At 68.9% G+C, this 17,829-nt stretch carries 18 protein-coding genes and 3 pseudogenes; 10 read left to right on the forward strand and 11 right to left on the reverse strand.

The annotated features are described in order from the left end of the window. Nucleotides 1–64: 64 nt before the first annotated feature. A complete protein-coding gene (locus tag AVZ66_RS12625) occupies nucleotides 65–1,435 on the forward strand; it encodes a phosphoglucomutase/phosphomannomutase family protein (protein ID WP_058984430.1) in 1,371 nt (456 codons plus the stop codon). Here AVZ66_RS12625 and AVZ66_RS12630 read toward each other — a convergent pair. Genes AVZ66_RS12630 through AVZ66_RS12640 form a run of 3 tightly spaced genes read right to left on the reverse strand, consistent with a single transcriptional unit; the run spans nucleotide 1,427 to nucleotide 3,127 of the window. Next, nucleotides 1,427–1,822 (reverse strand): GNAT family N-acetyltransferase, encoded by a 396-nt coding sequence (locus AVZ66_RS12630; protein ID WP_394326154.1) that lies wholly within the window; start codon nucleotides 1,820–1,822, stop codon nucleotides 1,427–1,429. The genes AVZ66_RS12625 and AVZ66_RS12630 overlap by 9 nt on opposite strands. Before the next feature lies 1 nt (nucleotide 1,823). Then, nucleotides 1,824–2,021 carry a ubiquitin-like small modifier protein 2 gene (locus AVZ66_RS12635; RefSeq protein ID WP_058984431.1) on the reverse strand — a complete coding sequence of 66 codons (198 nt, stop codon included), beginning with the start codon at nucleotides 2,019–2,021 and terminating at the stop codon, nucleotides 1,824–1,826. 47 nt (nucleotides 2,022–2,068) lie between these two features. Then, entirely contained in the window at nucleotides 2,069–3,127 is a 1,059-nt protein-coding gene (locus tag AVZ66_RS12640) for a polymer-forming cytoskeletal protein (RefSeq protein ID WP_058984432.1), read from the reverse strand. Nucleotides 3,128–3,282: 155 nt separating this feature from the next. Between AVZ66_RS12640 and AVZ66_RS16915 the strand changes: the two are divergent. From AVZ66_RS16915 to AVZ66_RS12650, 4 genes and pseudogenes are all read left to right on the forward strand, one after another. Next, nucleotides 3,283–3,636, forward strand: a pseudogene (locus tag AVZ66_RS16915) (AAA family ATPase); the annotation flags it as partial. Nucleotides 3,637–3,687: 51 nt separating this feature from the next. Beyond that, nucleotides 3,688–4,938: pseudogene (locus tag AVZ66_RS16920) on the forward strand (replication factor C small subunit); the annotation flags it as partial. A 3-nt stretch (nucleotides 4,939–4,941) separates the two neighbouring features. Continuing rightward, nucleotides 4,942–5,559, forward strand: a pseudogene (locus AVZ66_RS16925) (replication factor C small subunit); the annotation flags it as partial. Nucleotides 5,560–5,615: 56 nt separating this feature from the next. Continuing rightward, nucleotides 5,616–5,930, forward strand: coding sequence for a hypothetical protein (locus AVZ66_RS12650; protein ID WP_058984434.1), 315 nt, complete (start codon nucleotides 5,616–5,618; stop codon nucleotides 5,928–5,930). Here AVZ66_RS12650 and AVZ66_RS12655 read toward each other — a convergent pair. From AVZ66_RS12655 to AVZ66_RS12665, 3 genes are read right to left on the reverse strand one after another with little or no spacing between them, the layout of a single operon-like run. Beyond that, nucleotides 5,927–6,406, reverse strand: coding sequence for a TspO/MBR family protein (locus AVZ66_RS12655; RefSeq protein ID WP_058984435.1), 480 nt, complete (start codon nucleotides 6,404–6,406; stop codon nucleotides 5,927–5,929). The two genes, AVZ66_RS12650 and AVZ66_RS12655, sit on opposite strands and share 4 nt — an antisense overlap. A gap of 28 nt (nucleotides 6,407–6,434) precedes the next feature. Next, the gene (locus AVZ66_RS12660; protein ID WP_058984436.1) at nucleotides 6,435–7,484 is read right to left on the reverse strand and encodes a glutathione S-transferase family protein; all 1,050 of its coding nucleotides are present in this window, start codon (nucleotides 7,482–7,484) and stop codon (nucleotides 6,435–6,437) included. 58 nt (nucleotides 7,485–7,542) lie between these two features. Further along, the gene (locus AVZ66_RS12665; protein ID WP_058984437.1) at nucleotides 7,543–8,814 is read right to left on the reverse strand and encodes a PQQ-binding-like beta-propeller repeat protein; all 1,272 of its coding nucleotides are present in this window, start codon (nucleotides 8,812–8,814) and stop codon (nucleotides 7,543–7,545) included. 116 nt (nucleotides 8,815–8,930) lie between these two features. Here AVZ66_RS12665 and alaS point away from each other — a divergent pair, with 116 nt between their 5' ends. Then, complete coding sequence (gene alaS, locus AVZ66_RS12670; RefSeq protein WP_058984438.1) at nucleotides 8,931–11,714, forward strand: alanine--tRNA ligase; 2,784 nt, start codon at nucleotides 8,931–8,933, stop codon at nucleotides 11,712–11,714. A gap of 9 nt (nucleotides 11,715–11,723) precedes the next feature. Here alaS and AVZ66_RS12675 read toward each other — a convergent pair whose 3' ends face one another. Continuing rightward, the gene (locus tag AVZ66_RS12675) at nucleotides 11,724–12,908 is read right to left on the reverse strand and encodes an HD domain-containing protein (RefSeq protein ID WP_058984439.1); all 1,185 of its coding nucleotides are present in this window, start codon (nucleotides 12,906–12,908) and stop codon (nucleotides 11,724–11,726) included. 231 nt (nucleotides 12,909–13,139) lie between these two features. Between AVZ66_RS12675 and AVZ66_RS12680 the strand changes: the two genes are divergently transcribed. After that, nucleotides 13,140–13,886: a type 1 glutamine amidotransferase gene (locus AVZ66_RS12680; RefSeq protein WP_058984440.1), complete on the forward strand. Its 747-nt coding sequence runs from the start codon at nucleotides 13,140–13,142 to the stop codon at nucleotides 13,884–13,886. 169 nt (nucleotides 13,887–14,055) lie between these two features. Further along, nucleotides 14,056–14,964 (forward strand): phosphotransferase family protein, encoded by a 909-nt coding sequence (locus AVZ66_RS12685; RefSeq protein WP_058984441.1) that lies wholly within the window; start codon nucleotides 14,056–14,058, stop codon nucleotides 14,962–14,964. Here AVZ66_RS12685 and AVZ66_RS12690 read toward each other — a convergent pair. Further along, nucleotides 14,961–15,332, reverse strand: a complete 372-nt coding sequence (locus tag AVZ66_RS12690; RefSeq protein WP_058984442.1) for a thiol-disulfide oxidoreductase DCC family protein — start codon at nucleotides 15,330–15,332, stop codon at nucleotides 14,961–14,963. The genes AVZ66_RS12685 and AVZ66_RS12690 overlap by 4 nt on opposite strands. 43 nt (nucleotides 15,333–15,375) lie before the next feature. Further along, nucleotides 15,376–15,879, reverse strand: a complete 504-nt coding sequence (locus AVZ66_RS12695; protein ID WP_058984443.1) for a cupin domain-containing protein — start codon at nucleotides 15,877–15,879, stop codon at nucleotides 15,376–15,378. A 91-nt stretch (nucleotides 15,880–15,970) separates the two neighbouring features. Here AVZ66_RS12695 and AVZ66_RS12700 point away from each other — a divergent pair, with 91 nt between their 5' ends. After that, a complete protein-coding gene (locus tag AVZ66_RS12700; protein WP_058984444.1) occupies nucleotides 15,971–16,288 on the forward strand; it encodes a ferredoxin family protein in 318 nt (105 codons plus the stop codon). Between the two features lie 41 nt (nucleotides 16,289–16,329). On the opposite strand, the gene AVZ66_RS16700 is transcribed toward AVZ66_RS12700, so the two are convergent. Then, nucleotides 16,330–16,491 (reverse strand): DUF6757 family protein, encoded by a 162-nt coding sequence (locus tag AVZ66_RS16700; RefSeq protein WP_197407768.1) that lies wholly within the window; start codon nucleotides 16,489–16,491, stop codon nucleotides 16,330–16,332. Between the two features lie 54 nt (nucleotides 16,492–16,545). Next, nucleotides 16,546–17,346 (reverse strand): PHP domain-containing protein, encoded by an 801-nt coding sequence (locus AVZ66_RS12705; RefSeq protein ID WP_058984445.1) that lies wholly within the window; start codon nucleotides 17,344–17,346, stop codon nucleotides 16,546–16,548. A gap of 136 nt (nucleotides 17,347–17,482) precedes the next feature. On the opposite strand from AVZ66_RS12705, the gene AVZ66_RS12710 reads away from it, so the two are divergent. Next, the gene (locus tag AVZ66_RS12710) at nucleotides 17,483–17,767 is read left to right on the forward strand and encodes a hypothetical protein (protein ID WP_058984446.1); all 285 of its coding nucleotides are present in this window, start codon (nucleotides 17,483–17,485) and stop codon (nucleotides 17,765–17,767) included. Nucleotides 17,768–17,829: the final 62 nt, after the last annotated feature.

Here is a 17,829-nt window from a genome sequence, read left to right on the forward strand (position 1 = left end):
CGCGCCCGCCGCGCCGACCGCGGGGACCGCAGGGATTTTGACGCGACGCGGCGACGCTCCGCGCATGGACGGCATCTCCTTCGGGACGGACGGCTGGCGGGCGACGCTGGACGTGTTCACGAGCGGGCGCGTCCGCGCGGTCGCACAGGCTACCGCGGACTACCTCGCCAGCGAGGGCCACGCCGGCGAAACCGTCGCGGTGGGCTACGACGCGCGCGAGACGTCGGAGGGGTTCGCGGAGGACATCGCGGACGTCCTCGCGGCGAACGGCTTCGACGTGCTGTTGCCCGAGCGCGACTGCCCGACGCCGCTGGTCGCGCACGCCATCGTCGAGCGGGACCTCGCGGGCGCGCTGGTCGTCACGGCGTCGCACAATCCGCCGGAGTACAACGGCGTGAAGTTCATCCCCGGTGACGGCGCGCCGGCGCTCCCCGAGGTGACGGAGGCCATCGAGGCGAACCTCCGCGAACCCGTGGAGGGCGCCGCGCAGGGCGACATCCGCGAGGTCGACTTCGTGACGCCGCACGCAGAGCACTGCCGGGACCTCGTGGACGCCGACCTCTCGGGGCTGACGGTCGTGTACGACGCGATGCACGGGAGCGGGCGCGGCGTCACGGACGAACTGCTGGAAGCCGCCGGCGCCGAGGTGATTCGGGAGCGCTGCGAGCGCGACCCCGAGTTCGGCGGGACGCCCCCGGAGCCCGACGAGGCGAACCTGCAGGGCCTCGCGCTCGCCGTCGACGAGCACGACGCGGACTTCGGCGTCGCCAACGACGGTGACGCCGACCGCGTCGCCGTCGTCACGCCCGAACGCGGCGTCCTCGACGGGAACCGGTTCTACGCGCTCGCGTACGACTACCTCCTCGAATCCGACACGGGGCCCGCAGTCCGCACGGTGTCGACGACGTTCCTCGTTGACCGCCTCGCCGACGCCCACGACTGCGAGGTCGTGGAGACGCCAGTCGGCTTCAAGTGGGTCGCCGACGCGATGGGCGAACACGACGCCCTCTTCGGCGGCGAGGAGTCCGGCGGGTACACGATGCGCGGGCACGTCCGCGAGAAGGACGGCGTGCTGATGGCGCTGCTAGCGGGCGCCGCGGCCAGCGAACGCCCGCTCGACGACCGCCTCGACGCCATCACCGAGGAGTTCGGCGACATCCACCAGGACAAGGTGAGCGTCGACTGCCCGGACGACCGCAAGGAGGCGGTCCTCGACGAACTCGAAGACCGACTCCCCGACGAGGTCGCGGGCGTGCCAGTCGAGCGCGTCAACGACACGGACGGCTTCAAAATCCTCCTCGGGGACGGCTCGTGGCTGCTCGTCCGGCCCTCCGGTACGGAGCCAAAGATGCGGGTGTACGCGGAGGGCGACAGCCCCGAGCGCGTCGAGGCCCTCCTCGCCGCGGGCCGCGACCTCGTCGAGCCGCTAGTCTAGAATGCCACGGTAGCGGTCGCCTCGTTTCTCGCAGTCGAACCCGAGCGCGTCGTAGAACGGCTTCACACCCGGGTCGAAGTCCGCGGTCAGCGGCGTCCACTCGCCGGCGGCGTGCTCGACGAGCGCGGAGCCGATGCCGTCCGCGCGCCGCCGCCTGCGGACGGCGATTGCTTCGACGTGCGCGCCCGCCTCGCGGGAGACGGCGACGAGCGCGCCGACGATGCGGTTGTCGTCGTCCGCCACGACGACCGTGCCGGCGTCGATGCGCCGCTCTGCGGTGTCACTGGAGAGTTCGAGGTTCGCGCCGTCGAGCACGCGCATCACGCCGAGGTGGTCGCGGGTCGAAGCGCGCCGAATCACGACGCCGCGCGGCCCCGCTTCCGACACGCTACCCACCCCGGATGAGCCGCAGCACGCGCACGTGCTCGGCGTCGACGGGCTGGTCCTCGGGGACCGGCGTCCCGTCGACCATCACCGAGACCTCGTGCGGGCTCAACTCGACTGCTTCGAGGAGGTCGGCGTACGTCTCGTCGGTCACGTCGAACTCGTGGGTGTCCTCGCCGACCACCTCGACGGTCACGCGCATACCGACGCGTAGCCCGCGGGCGGCCTTAGTCGCCGCGATTGTGGCGGTCACGCCGCCGGGTCGTCATCGGCGCGGCGACGGCGGACGTGCTGGTAGCCGGCGACGGTGAGTCCGCCGAGGCCGAGCAGGAGGACGACGAACTCGATGAGCCCGCCGAGGAACGGCGCGTAGCTGACGACGTGGATTGCGAGCACGCCGGCCAGGAGTGCGAGCCAGCGGCTCTCGCGGTCGGCGAGTCCGAGTATCCACTCGCCGACGGCGTACGCGCCCCAGACGTACGAGAGCGCGAGGACGAGCGCGTAGAGGAACATCCCGACGACGGCTATCGGGATGCCGACGATGGTGAACAACAGCAGGACGAAGACGAACGGCGCGCCGACGAGCGTGAGCAAGCCGGCGCCGAGCGTTCGCAGCGGCGAGGACGCGGTGGCGTCCGCGATGGTGGCGGAGACGCCCGGGAGCGCCACGAGGAGGAGCGCGCCGACGAACAGCGTGACTGCGAGGAAGTACAGCGTGACGAGCCAGCCCGGGATGCTCGGGAGGACCGACACCTGCATCGAGCCGAGGTCGGGGTCGTGACGGACTTCGCCGCCGACGGTGGCGCCGTCGGCCTGCGTGAACTCGCCGTCGTAGACGAAGTCGCCGCCGACGACGGCCGTCGGGCCGAGTGCGACGCTGCCGGCGCCGACTCGCACGGTGCCGTTGACGGTCCCGGCGAGCGTGAACGAGCCAGCACCGGCTCGCACGTCCCCGCGGACGGCGCCGGTCTCGGTGATGTCGACGTTGCCGGCGGCGGCGTCGACGCTACCCCCGACAGTGCCGGCGATGCGAATCGACCCGGCGGCGCCACCGAGGTCACCCGTGACGGTGCCGGATTCGGTGACGTCGACGTTGCCGGCGAACGCTTCGAGGTCGCCGTCGACGGTGCCGCGAACGATGACCGTGCCGCCGCTGGCTTGCAGGCCGTCCGTGACGGTTTCGTTCTCCTCGACGACGATGGTGCCGCCGACACGGTCGTCGGCAGCGGCGACGCCGGCGAACGACGAGACGGCGAGAAGGGCGACGAGGGCGAACGCGACCGCGCGGCGGGGAGTAGCGGAACGCATACTCTAGATGACACCGGACGGGAACTTAACGCTAGTGTGGGTCGAGACGCTGATTCGCGCGTTCCGCGGCCGTAGCGGTGCTGGGACGCGCTCGGTTCGCGGCGACGGGTCGCCGTCTCGCGGCCTTTAAGGCCGGGTGGGACCTGCGTGTGCGTATGGCAGACGCCGCCGGCGGTCGGCAGGAAATCTGGGTGGAGAAGTACCGGCCACAGACGCTCGAAGACGTCGTCGGGCACCCCTCGATCACCGAGCGCCTCCAGAGCTACGTCGACCGCGACGATCTCCCGCACCTCCTGTTCGCGGGGCCAGCGGGCACCGGGAAGACGGCATCAGCGGTCTCTATCGCCAAGGAACTCTACGGCGACGACTGGCAGGAGCGGTTCCTCGAACTGAACGCCAGCGACGAGCGCGGCATCGACGTGGTGCGGGACCGCATCAAGAGTTTCGCGCGCACCGACCGACGGGGGTACGACTACCAGATTATCTTCCTCGACGAGGCGGACGCGCTGTGCGTCCCGCCTGGTACCGAGGTCGTCACGGGATATCCGTCGTCGCCCGAAGTGAAGCCAATCGAAGAGGTCGCCGAGGACGGCGAGCCAGTCCCCTCAGTCGACTTCGAGACGAACGAGATACAGTCGGATCAGGGTAGACTCGTCGACTCGGGGGTCGCAGACTTCTTCGAGGTCGAACTCGACGACGGGAGAGAAATCCTCGCGAGTGCGACCCATCCGTTCTTCGTGGTGGGCGAACAGGGAGAACTCGTCGAGCGCGAACTCCGGGAACTACAACCGGGTGACGAGATTGCCGACTTCAAAGACGACATCGGAGTGTCCCGTTGCGAGATCTGCGACGACTGGACCGCGGGCAGATTCTGCTCGGTCGAGTGCAAAAACGAGGGGCACAGTCAGGAGATGCAGGGCGACGGTAACCCGATGTACGGGACAGAGTGGTCGGAGGCGCGCCGGGAGGCGATAGTCGAAAAGCTCTCCGACGGTCGATTTGCCGGCGAAAACAACCCGAACCACGGGGGTGAGTTCCACGGCGTTTCGGTCTGGAGCATGGACGAAGAAACTATCGAGGAATTCACCGAAACGCTGAGCGAACTGCGGTCAGAGACGACGTGGGAGGAGTGGGTCGTCGACGCCGACCCGGAAGACGTGAAGGAGAAGATTGGGGCGGCCTCGTCTCAATGGTGGAACGAACTGGACGAGGAGGAAAAAGCAGAAATCAACGACAAACGGGTGCAGAACACCGACTACCCTGTCTGTGATATCACGGGTGAGAACAACCCGATGCGTGACCCGGAGGTCGCGGAAAAAGTCTCTGAAGCGCTGATGGGCCACGAACCGACGGGACCGAAGGTCAGGTACAGCGACGAGCTCGGCCACTACGTTCGGTCCGAATGGGAGTACGAGGTTGCAACGGCGCTAGACGATGCCGGCGTCGAATACGAGTACGAACCGGCGTTCGAGCTGTCCGACTCGACGTACTATCCCGACTTCTTAATCGACGATACAGTTATCGAAGTGAAAGGGGTCGCGAAGCTCTGGGGTCGAACGGAGAAAGTCGAGGAGTTCCTAGAGAAGTACGGCGACGAGTACGAGTTTGTCGTGGTGGGAGACGGCGAACTCCCCCACGACGACCATTACGCGAAAGACGAATTCGACCCCAAAGCCGTCTCCGACGGGGGCCGAGCACCAGTTTCGACCGCCGAAATACGTCGAGTCGAGTACAGCCACCGTGGGAAGGCGTACAACATCAGCATGGACGGAACGCCGAATTTCATGCTCGGCAACGGAATACTGACCCACAACACCGACGACGCACAATCAGCGCTCCGCCGCACGATGGAGCAGTTCTCGGAGAACACCCGCTTCATCCTCTCGTGTAACTACTCCTCGAAGATCATCGACCCGATTCAGTCCCGCTGTGCGGTGTTCCGGTTCTCGCCCATCGACGACGACGCGGTCGCCGCCCACCTCCGCGACCTCGCCGACCGCGAGAATCTCGACTACACGACGGACGGCATCGACGCGCTCGTGTACGCCGCGGACGGCGACATGCGCCGCGCCATCAACGCGCTGCAGGCGGCGTCCGCGACGGGCGACGTCGTCGACGAGGAGACCGTCTTCGCCATCACGGCGACCGCGCGCCCCGAGGAAATCGAGGACATGGTGACGGAGGCCATCGCGGGCGACTTCACCGCGGCGCGCTCGACGCTGGACGACCTCATCTCGAATCGCGGACTGGCCGGCGGCGACATCATCGACCAAGTCCACCGCTCGGTCTGGGAGTTCGACGTCGAGGAGGCGGCCGCGGTCCGCCTGCTCGACCGCCTCGGCGAGGCCGACTACCGCATCGCGGAGGGCGCCAACGAGCGCGTCCAGTTAGAGGCACTACTGGCTTCGATTGCGCTGAACGCCGACGAGTAGCCGCGAGCGGGCGGCGAACGACAGGACTCTTCCCGCCGCACCGCCACGAGCGCGTAATGGCAGACCTCACCGAGTACCAGGAGACGGTCATCGAGACGATTTCGGCGTTCGACGACGTGCCGATGGCGCTGCTGTACCACGCGCCCAACGGCCCGGAGATGTTCCTGCAGAACGACTACCGGGACCGCGACGACGTCTCCCCGCACGTCGGCCTGCTGGCGGCGTACACGATTCAGGTGGCGCAGGACAGCGGCAACGACACCAGCGAGATTCTGCACGCCGTCGACGAGCAGATTCACCGGTGGGCCGACGAGGGCGTCGCCATCACCGCCGAGGAGCGCGGCGGCCCCGACTTCGACCAGCAGGACTAGTTCAGCGCCCAGAACGCGTAGTTGAGGTACGCGGCGAACGACACCCACGCGAGGTACGGTGCGAGCAGTGCGCCGGCGGCGGGCCGCACGCGCCAGAACGCCGCGAGCGTCGCGGCGATACCGACCCAGAGCGCGGCGATGACGGCGAGGCCGCCCGTGATGTCCTGACTGCCGAAGAACACGAGCGTCCACGCGACGTTGAGGACGTACTGCGCGACGAACAGCCCGAACGCCAGTCGCCGCTGGCGGCCGCCGCTGTCCCGGAGGACGAGGTAGGCGGCGACGCCGAGCAGCGTGAACAGCAGCGTCCAGACCGGGCCGAACACCCAGTTCGGGGGCGCGAGCGCCGGCTGAGCGAGCGTTTCGTACCACGTTCCGGCGCCGGTGGCCGTGACGAGCGCCGGGGCGGCGCCGACGGCGTTACAGACGACGACGGCGAGCGCGACGCCCGGCAGGTCGTCCCGTGAGAGGTCCATACGGGGTCGTCGCGGGCCAGCACCTAAACTACTCGCGCAGGTCCGCGGGCGGGCCGCCCGGCAGGTCGTCCCGGTCGTGGGGCGCGAAGAAATCCGGGTTCGGGCCCGTGGGAACGAGACGCTTGGGGTTGAGGTGACCGTGGCTGCGATAGTAGTGCTGCTTGACGTGGTCCATGTGGAGCGTGTCCGCGACGACCGAGGACTCACGGGTCGCTTCGCTCCCCGTTCGTTCATTCGGCGCCCCCTCACTCTGTTCGGCGGCGCCCAGCTGGCAGAGTTCGCGGAGGTACGGCCAGAGGTTGTCGTAGTCGGCGATGCGCTGGCGGTTGCACTTGAAGTGCGTGTGGTAGACCTCGTCGAAGCGATAGAGGGTGGTGAACATCGCGACGTCGGCCTCGGTGAGCACGTCGCCCGCGAGGTAGCGCTGGTCGGCGAGGAGGTCGTCGTAGTGTGCGAGCGCCTCGAAGAGGTCGTCGACGGCGTTGTCGTACGCGCGCTGGCTGTCCGCGAACCCCGCGCGGTAGACGCCGTTGTTGATGGGGTCGTAGATGTCCTCGATGAGGCGGTCGACCTCGTCCTGATACCCCTCGGGGTAGAGGTCCACGTCCCGGGTCGCGAAGTCGTCGAAGGCGACGTCGAGCATCCGCATGATCTCCTCGCTCTCGTTGTTCACGATGGTGTCTTCCTCGGTGTCGTAGAGCACGGGCACGGTGACGCGGCCGGTGTACTCGGCGTCGGCTTGCGCGTACACGTCGCGGAGGTACTCCGACCCGAAGAGGTGGTCGGGGGTCGCGCCGGGCTTGTCGGGGGCGAACTCCCAGCCCTGGTCGAAGCGCACGGGGTCGACGACGCTGACGGAGACGGCGTCGTCGAGACCCTTGAGCGCGCGCGTGAGCAGGGTTCGGTGCGCCCACGGACACGCGTAGGAGACGTAGAGGTGGTAGCGCCCGGACTCGGCGGGGTAGTCCTCGCCCACCCAGTCGCGGAACGACGTCTCCTCGCGCTCGAACTCGCCGCTCTCGCCGTGGTCTATCATCTCCTCGTCGGTGCGCCACTCGCCGTCCACCATGCGTCCCATGAGCGGACAGTGGAGCGCCGGCGGTTTAGCCGTTGAGGGAGGCGGCCCGACTCGCCGGCTACACGAACGCGCGCACGGAGTTGTCGTACATCGCGCCGGCCTCGTCCTTGATGCAGATGCCGGCGTACAGCACGTCGTCGACGACGATGGGCGCGCCGTACGTCAAGTGGAAGACGTCCTCGGTGAGTTCGAACTGCACGTCGCCGGTGGCGGCGTCGAGCGCGAACAGGGGTTCGCCGCCGACGTACAGCGTGTCGCCGCCGACCGCCATCCCGGTGAGTTGGGTGCGGTCGCTGGCGCCCCGCCAGTCCTCGTCGCCGCCGTCGTCGTAGGCCACGATGTCGTCGACAGTTAGTACGAACAGCCGGCCGTCGGCGTACGTCGGGCGCGTGTACACTCTCCCGCCAGCGTCCGCCGTCCACTCGCGCTCGCCGGCCGTGGAGACGGCGTGAACCGTGCCGTCGCGCGCAACGACGTGGATGCGGTCGTCGGCGACGACGGGCGCGAACGGGAGCGCGGCGTCGGTCTCCAGCGACCACGACACGTCCCCATTCTCCGGGTCGAGCGCGTACAGCGCGCCGGTGGTCGTGCCGTCGTCGGCGAGGTGGGTGGCAGTGACGTAGAGCGTGTCGTCGACGGACGCGGGCGACCCGAGCACGTAGCTCCGGGAAGCGTCCGGCACGTCGAAGCGCCAGCCGCGCTCGCCCGTGTCGGGGTCGAGCGCCTGCACGTAGCCCTTCTCGTCCGCTTTCGCGGCGACGTAGAGGCGGTCGCCGTCGTGGGCGACAGTCGACGTGACCGGGAGGTCGGTGCGCCACTGCTGGCTGCCGTCCGCGGGGTCGAGCGCTCGCACGGACCCGGGGAGGTCGGTGTTGACGCCGCCGGACTGCTTGGCGACGACGAACAGCGTGCCGTCGCGGTGCGTCGGCGGGTACTGGTGGGGGAGCGCGCCGAGGTCCGTGTCCCACTCGGGGTCGCCCGTTTCGGCGTCGAACGCCCACATCGACTCGCCGCTCCCGACGAACAGCCGACCGTCCGCGACCGCGGGCTCGCGGAGCGTGTAGATGCCGTCGACGAACCCCTCCCAGACCTGCGTCGGGTCGCCCGCAACGCCGCTGGCCTCGGGGTTGTGGCCGGTGTGGGCGTTCGTGTAGCCGTACGTCGTCCAACCGGCGTCGCTTGCCAGCGAGATTTCGCGCTCCGATTCGGTGGACTGGCCGGGCTGGGAGGACTCGGGGGCGTCCGCTGGCGCGACACAGCCGGCGGTCGCGGCCGCCGCCGCGCCGAGCGCGCCGAGGAGGGCGCGACGCGAGAACCGACGACGAGACATGCGAAGACGGTTGCGGGCCGGCGGCCGTAAGCCTATCGCTAGCCCGAAATCACCGAATTCGGGGCGCGAGCCAGCCCCGGAACTGTTTTACTCGTCGGTCGGCCACCATACTGGTAATGAGCGACCTCGAGTCGGAGTACCGCCTCGACTACTTCGAGGAGGAGAACTTCCAGCGACGGGAGTGTACGGAGTGCGGGGCGCACTTCTGGACGCGCGACCCGGACCGCGAAACGTGTGGCGAACCGCCCTGCGAGGACTACCAGTTCATCGACGACCCCGGGTTCGACGAGGAGTACACGCTCGAAGAGATGCGCGAGCGGTTCCTCTCCTTCTTCGAGGACAACGACCACGAGCGCATCGACCCGTATCCGGTCGCGGCGAACCGCTGGCGCGACGACGTGCTGTTGACGCAGGCCTCCATCTACGACTTCCAGCCGCTGGTGACCTCCGGGCAGACGCCGCCGCCCGCGAATCCCCTGACCGTCAGCCAGCCCTGCATCCGGATGCAGGACATCGACAACGTCGGGAAGACGGGCCGACACACGATGGCGTTCGAGATGATGGCCCACCACGCGTTCAACACGCGCGAGGACGCCGCCGACGAGTACGCCTACGAGGGCGAGGTGTACTGGAAGGACGAGACCGTCGAGTACTGCGACGAGTTCTTCGTGGACATGGGCGTCGACCCGAAGGAGGTCACGTACATCGAGGACCCGTGGGTCGGCGGCGGCAACGCCGGACCCGCCTTCGAGGTCATCTACAAGGGCGCGGAGCTGGCGACGCTGGTCTTCATGTCGATGGAGCAGGACCCCGACGGCGACTACGAGATGAAAGACGGGAACACGTACAGCCCGATGGACACGTACATCGTCGACACCGGCTACGGGCTGGAGCGGTGGACGTGGGTCAGTCAGGGGACGCCGACCGTCTACGAGGCCATCTATCCGGAGACCATCGAGTTCCTGAAAGAGCAAGCGGGCATCGAACACACCGACGACGAAGAGCAGCTCGTCCACCGGGCGGCGAAGCTCGCGGGCCACCTCGACATCGACGAGGCAGAGGACATCGAGGCGGCGCGGGACAACATCGCCGACCAGCTCGGCGTCGAGACAGAGCGACTGCTCGACCTGCTGCGGCCCCTCGAAGATATCTACGCCATCGCGGACCACTCCCGGACGCTGGCGTACATGTTCGGCGACGGCATCGTGCCGTCGAACGTCGGCACCGGCTACCTCGCGCGCATGGTGCTGCGGCGCACGAAGCGCCTCGTGGACAACGTCGGCGCGGACGTGCCGCTGGACGAACTCGTGGACATGCAGGCCGAGCGCCTCGGCTACGAGAACCGCGACACCATCCGCTCCATCGTCCGCAGCGAGGTCGAGAAGTACGCCGAGACGCTGGAGCGCGGCGGCCGGAAGGTCCGCCAGCTCGCCGAGGAGTACGCCGAGCGCGGCGAACCCATTCCGACCAGCGAGCTCATCGAGCTGTACGACTCCCACGGCATCCAGCCGGACATGGTCGCGGACATCGCCGACGACGTCGGCGCGAGCGTGGACGCGCCCGACGACTTCTACTCGCTGGTCGCCGAGCGCCACGACTCCGCGGAAGCCCTCGAAACCGAGGAGAGCGAGGACGAGCGCCTCGACGACCTCCCGGAGACGGAGGCGCTGTACTACGACGACCCCTACCGCTCGGAGTTCGAGGCGGTCGTGCTCGACGTCTTCGAGCGCGGGGAGGACGGCGAAGAGGTCTACGACGTCGTACTCGACCAGACGATGTTCTACCCCGAGGGCGGCGGCCAGCCCGCCGACCACGGCACACTCTCGACGGACGACCAGTCCATCGAGGTCGTGGACGTCCAGAAGCGCGACGACGTGGTGCTCCACCGCACCACCGACGACCCCGGGAAGGGCGAGTTCGTGCGCGGCCAAATCGACATGGAGCGCCGCCAGCGCCTGATGGCCCACCACACCGCGACGCACGTGGTCGTCCACGCCGCGCGCGAGGTGCTCGGCGAACACGTCCGGCAGGCGGGCGCGCAGAAGGGGACGGAGAGTTCCCGCATCGACGTGCGCCACTTCGAGCGCATCGACCGCGAGACGGCCAAGCGCATCGAGCGCGTCGCCAACGACATCGTGCGGGAGAACACGAGCGTGCAGCGCGAGTGGCCCCACCGCCACGAGGCCGAGGAGAAGTACGGCTTCGACCTCTACCAGGGCGGGATTCCGGCGGGCGAGAACATCCGCCTGATTCACGTCGCCGAGGACGTGCAGGCCTGCGGCGGGACGCACGTCAACCGCACCGGCGAGATCGGCGCCATCAAACTGCTGAACACCGAGCGCGTGCAGGACGGCGTCGAACGGCTGACGTTCGCGGCGGGCGACGCCGCCATCGAGCACGTCCAAGAGTTAGAGGACGACCTGCTGGCGGCCGCGGACACGTTCGACGTGGCACCCAGTGAGGTGCCCGAGACGGCCGAGCGGTTCTTCACGGAGTGGAAGGAGCGCGGGAAGACCATCGAGGACCTCAAAGAGCAGGTCGCGGAGGCCCGCGCGTCGGGCGGCGCTGGCGGCGAGGAGGTCGAGGTCACAGACACGACGGCGGTCGTCCAGCGCCTCGACGGCGACATGGACGAACTCCAGGCGACGGCGAACGCGCTCGTCGCCGAGGGCAAGATAGCAGTCGTCGGCTCCGGGCAGGACGGCGCGCAGTTCGTCGTCGCGGTGCCGGAGGGCGTGCCCGTGAACGCGGGCGACGTCGTCGGTGAACTCGCTGGCATGGTCGGCGGCGGCGGTGGCGGTCCGCCGGACTTCGCGCAGGGCGGCGGCCCGGACACGGAGAAACTCGACGAGGCGCTGGAAGCCGCGCCGGAGATTCTGCGGGAAGTCGCGAGCGCGTAACGGCGCGCGCTACTGTTCTGAGGTGTCGCCGACGCCGTCGAGGCCGAGCACGCGCTCCGCCGCGGCGGCGACTTCGGGGACGTGTTCGTCGGGCGCGTAGACGCCGAAGCGCCACTGGACGCGCTGGGACTCCTGCAAGCCCTGCACGAGCGGGGACTGCTGGTCGAGCGGTCTGATTTCGTCTCCGACGACGACGCGCACGGAGGACTCGGGCATCGACGGGCGGCCGGGGTTGTCCACGACGACCTCGCTCTCGGGAACGCCGGCGGTGTCGGCGATTTCGCGCTCGAACTCGCGGACGGCGTCGTAGTCAGCGTCCACGACGCCGTCGGGGACATCGTCGCGTTCGGCCCAGACGGCGCGCTTGTAGAGGTCGCGCTCGGTGATGCGGCGCGCGGCGTCGGCGGTGGCGTCGTGGTCGCGGAGCGCGCCCAGCAGTTCGGCGTCGGTCATGCGCGCGAACGACTCGGGGTCGAGGTCGGTGCCGTCGAGGAGGCGTTCGCCGGCGCGATCGAGCATCGTCCCCGCGATGCGGGAGACGTGGTGGCGGTAGACGGTCGCGTTCATCAGTGCGCGGCCGACCAGCAGCGACTCGGCGGTGGCGACGTTACCCTCCGCAAGCACGAGGTCGTCGCCCCGGAACGTGAGCGCGCGCAGCAGTCGCCCGTAGTCGATGGTGCCGTAGGGGACGCCGGTGTGGTGGGCGTCGCGTACGAGGTAGTCCATGCGGTCGGCGTCGAGTTCGCCCGCGACCAACTGGCCAAGTTTGCCGTCACCGCGGACGGCGGCGGCCACTCGGTCGGGGTCGAGGCCGTGGTCGCGGAGCACGCTTCCGATGTCGCCGTCGACGAGGAGGTGGGCGATGTCGTCGTGGTGGCGGCCGAGCCGTCGCTGGATGATGCCCTCGGTCTGGTGGCCGTAGGGACCGTGGCCGACGTCGTGGAGGAGCGCGGCGGCGCGGACGGTGTCGGCGCGCGCGCCGGTGACGTCGAGGTGGTCGAGCGCGCGGTCGGCGAGGTGGTAGACGCCCAGCGAGTGCTCGAAGCGCGTGTGATTCGCAGAGGGGTAGACGAGTCGAATCGTCGAGAGCTGCTTGATGTGGCGGAGTCGCTGGACGGCGGGCGTGTCGAGGAGGGCTTCGGCGACGCCGTCGACCTCCACCCAGTCGTGAACGCTGTCCTTGATGGCGCGCATCCTACCTCCGAGAAGGGGCCGAGACCACCAAAGGTGGTTCGGAGACGTCGCGAACGTTTGCGCCATTCCGTAGAGTTATGTCCAAGTGTGTCTATCGTTACCACGCAGCGTATTGTACAGTCCGACCGACGGTGGGAGAGGCGGAGACGGCTTGTCATCCCCGTCTCCGACGTTGCGACAGGACGTGTGAGCGCCGAAACGCCTTTTGACCGTGGACAACTTCAGACTGCCATGAGCCGGCCACGCGTCGCGTTGCTGAACGCGGCCCACGACCCCACAGACACGGCGCGGAACTTCCGCCGCGAACTCGACGCGGACCTCGTGGAGTTCCACGCCGCCGACGGCGACCTCCCCGACAGCCACGACTTCGACGGCGTCTCCGGGAGCACAGCGACCGGAGGCTCGTCGAACGAGTACTTCGAGTTCGACGGCGTCGTGGTGACGGGGTCGCGGTCGTCGGTGTACTGGGACGAGGACTGGATTCGCGCGCTCGTGGACTACGTCGCGGACTGCCACGACGCGGGCGTCCCCGTGCTCGGGGTCTGTTTCGGCCACCAGGTCGTCGCCCGCGCGCTCGGCGGCGACGTCGAGAGCATGGGCGAGTACGAAATCGGCTACCGGAGCGTCGAGCGCGTCGGCGACGACCCGCTGTTCGACGGCGTCGACGAGACGTTCACCGTGTTCACGACCCACTCGGACGCGGTCGTGGAGCTGCCGCCGGACGCGCAGCTGCTCGCGGAGAACGACTACGGCGTCCACGCGTTCCGCCTCGGCGAGTCCGTGGGCGTCCAGTTCCACCCCGAGTACGACACCGAGACCGCCGCGGACGTGACCACGCGGAAAGACGACCTCGCCGACGAGCGCAAGCAGGAAGTGCTGGACGGCATCACGCCCGCGAACTACGCGGCGGCCTGCGAGGCGAAACGGCTGTTCGAGAACTTCACGCAGTCGCTGGTCCAGCCGAAGGCCGCGGACTGACGCGGCTCTCGCGGGACGCGCGGCGAGTTCCACGATGGTCCTCGCGCGACGGTGCCAGTCCCGAACTGTTACGGTTGTCCGACGTGTCCATCGGAGTACGCTCTCACGGTCGTAGCCGCAGCACTGCGCTGTGGGCGACCGGCCGCCGCACGTCACGCGGCGGACTCTCATGACCGAACACGTCCACGACCGACTCGACGCAACGTTCGACGAGCACAGCATCGTCCGTCAACTCCACGCGGTGCCGCCCCACGAAGTGTACGAGGTACGGGTGGACGGCCAGCGCGCCGTCTACAAGGGCGACACCGGGCCGACGGGGAGCGCGAGCACCGAAGGGCGAGTCACGCGGTTCGTCGGCGAGCACACGACCGTCTCCGTCCCGGACGTGCTGTCGGTGGGCGACGACTACTACGTCGCCGCGTGGCACCCGGACGCGCCGGCACCCGACGGCGACCAGCGGGCGGACGAACGGTGGGCGCGAGCGGCGGGCAGCGCGCTCGCGACCCTCCACGAGGAGACTGCGGCGTCCCTCGACGGCTACGGGCGCCTCCAGTTCGAGGACGGGATGCCTCACGCTTCGCACGGAGAGTGGCAAACCGCCGCAATCGCGTTCGTCCAGCGGCGTCGACCACTCCTCGCGAACCACGGGCACGCCGATATTGCTGACGCCGTTCTCGACTGTTTCCGGGAGCACCCGGGACTGTTCGGGGACGCCGGCGACCCGGTCTGCTGTCACGGCTGGTGGTCGCCCGAGCACGTCGCGGTCGAGGGCGGCGACGTGACGTGTGTCGTCGACTTCGAGCACGCAATCGCCGCCCCCGCCGGGTTCGACTACTGGCGGACCGTTCTCTCGACGTTCGACGGCGACACACCACAGCGAGCGTTCCGAGACGGCTACGATCGCGTACGGCCGCTCCCCGACGACTTCGACCGGAAGCAGTCGCTGTACGCCGTCCTGCACACCGTCTACTTCTTCGAGTCGCTGTACGTCCAGAATCAGCACGGTCCCGACGCCACGGCGACCCACGCGAACGCGCTGCGGGACCACGTGTTCGAGGCGCTGTCCGGCCTCGACTAACTCCGTGCGGGCGGCTCGTCGCGGACGATTTTTCCGAGGAGGTCGCGGTTGTCCGCGCCCCAGCGGTAGAGGTGCTCGCGCAGGTCCGCGTAGCCCGGCACCTCGCGCAGCCCTGCGAAGACGGGCGCGAGCACGGGGAAGTCGTGGGCGAGCGTGCGCTCGATGGCAGCGCCCCCGGAGTAGACGGCGTCGTCGGTGAGCAGGTGCGCGGAGCGCTCGTAGTCGGCGGGGAGCCGCGCGAGTTGGTCCGGGGAGAGCTCGGAGAACCCCACGATTTCGACGTCGCCGTGGCGCTCGGCGAAGTGCGCACACCACGTGCAGAACCCGCAGTCGTCGTCGAAGACGAGCCGCGGCGGATGCTCGGTCATACGCGTGACTACGGCCCGGGGAACAAGAAAGCCGTCGGCCGCGTCAGTCGAAGCGCGCGGTGACCGCGCCGCAGGCCTCGCAGACGGTGCGAATCTCGCTGTGGTCGTCCGCGAGTTCGATTTCTTGGGTGGTGGTCTCCCCGCAGTCCTCGCACTCGCGGAGAATCTCGGTGTCGCCGGCGTCCTGTGGCGCGCCGACGGCGAGCGCGCGCACGCGCTCGTCGCCGCGGTTGACGCCGCGCTGGAACTCGCCCGGCCCGAAGCGCACGAGTTCGCCCGCGCTCACTTCGGTCTCGTCGGCGTCGACGGCGGCGTCGTCGCCGGCCTGCTGGACATCCAGCGTCTCGAAGGTGACCGTGCCTTCGAGGACGTGGAAGATTTCCTCTTGGTTCTGGTGGCTGTGGAGGCCGTACGCGAAGCTGTCGCCGGCGTCGAGTTCGTAGTAGTTGAGCGCGGCGTCGGCGACGCCGAGCGCGTCCGTCAGCGGGACGTTCCGGTCGGCGGGGCCCATCCGGGAGTCGAGGTCGTCGAGGCGGACGTGTCGCATGGGCGGTGGGACGCCGCGAGTTCGGATAAGCCTGACTCGACGCGGGCCGGCACCCGCTGGGTTGATACCGCCGGCCGCCCGACTCGTGGGTATGGCAATCGACCCGCAGTTCCACGAGAACCGCAAGCAGGTGGACACGCACAAGGGCCACGACGTCTGGGGACCCGTCGAGGAGCCCGAGAAACTCGGCGTTCACGGCACGCACGTCGCCGTCGACTTCGACATCTGTCTGGCGGACGGCGCCTGCCTCGAAGACTGTCCGGTGGACGTCTTCGAGTGGGTCGACACGCCCGGCCACCCCGAATCCGAGCGGAAAGCCGACCCCGCCAACGAGACCCAGTGCATCGACTGCATGCTCTGCGTGGACGTCTGTCCGGTGGACGCAATCGATGTCGACCCGAGCCGGTAGAAGGGAGGGCGTTAGTCGCCGAGCGAGACCGTACGGGGTCGCTACGACCGTTCGATTTCGAGCTGCTCTCGGAGCTGCTGGAGGGCGTCGCTGTCGGAGAGCTCGTCGAGCCGCTTCTGGAAGTGCTCCTCGCAGACGCCGACCTTCAGGCCGCCCTTCTCGACGGTGAGGTCCGCGTCCCGGTCGCAGTAGTGACACTGCATACGCCTCGCTTGGGCCCACAGCTACCTGAACCTCACGGCATCGGCACAGTTCCGTCAGAGTCGCGCGCGCAGCGGCTCGTAGGCGGCCTCGTCGAGGCCGGCTCTGCCGAGTTCGCGGCCGTGGGCGTCGGTGCCGCCCGCGGGGAGGAGGTCGTAGTCGTCGATTGCGGCTTCGACGAGCGCGCGGCCGTCGTCGTCGGGCGCCTCGCCGACGGGGCGGTCGTAGGGGTAGTGGAGTTCGACGGCGTCGAGGGCGTCGCAGCGCGCGAGCGCGGCCTCGGGGTCGGGGTACCGGAGCGGGTGCGCGAGGCCGACGACGCCGCAGGCTCCCGAGAGGAGTTCGACGCCCGTCTCGAAGTCGGGGACGTCGCGGGCGACGAAACAGGGGCCGTCGTTGCCGATGAGGTCCGCGAAGACGTCGTCGGGCTGGTCGTAGTCGGTGTCGGGGTGGGCGACGACGCTGCGGGCGATGTGCGGGCGGCCCAGTCCCTCGCGGGGTTCGACATCGAGGGAGACGCCGAGTTCGGCTTCGACGGCGTCGATAATGGCGCGGCCGCGGGCGACCCGGTCGCGCTGGATGCGCTCGGTCTCGGCGACGAGCGCGTCCGTGGGCGTGACGCCGTAGCCGAGGAGGTCGAGGCGCTGGTCGCCGGCTTCGACGCGGAGTTCGATGCCGGCGACGACTTCGACGCCGCCGCGCTCCTCGACGGGCGCGCGGAAGCCGGGGTGGACGCGGTCGTGGTCCGTGACGGCGACGGCGCTGACGCCGGCTTCGTTGGCGGCCGCGGGCACCTCGTCGAGCGTGAGGGTGCCGTCGGAGTGCTGCGTGTGGACGTGGAGGTCCGCGTAGACCATACTAGGGGGCGTCGGCGGCGCCACCTAAACGACCCGGTGTGTTGCGGTTCGTCATACGGTCGTCCTTAAACAAATTAAATTCTTCATTATCGTTCATGCGCAACGTACTTGTGTATCGTGAAAGTTCGTGATGTTGATGACACTCCGAGAGACCGCCGACGTCCTCGCGTCGCAGAGCTACCCACTGACCGCCGACGAGCTGGCCGACGCCATCGGAGACCACGAGCTCTCCCACCCCGACGGCAGCGAGACGCTCGAATCGGTCATCGAGCGCACCGGCGAGGCGCGCTTCGAGGACGCTCAAGCCGCGACGTTCGCGGTGTACAGCGCCCTCGACGCCAGCGCGGTCGGTCGCGTCGGGTACAGCGACCGCGACCCGACGCCGATGGGCGCCGACGGTCCCGAGCAGGTCTCGTTCTGACTATCTCGGGGGCGAACCAGCGATACATTCTTACTAACGAACTTCCAAGGGTGAGTGTAGTT

Origin of the sequence: Halobacterium sp. CBA1132 (assembly GCF_001485535.1) — an archaeon.
Taxonomy (GTDB): Archaea; Halobacteriota; Halobacteria; order Halobacteriales; family Halobacteriaceae; genus Halobacterium.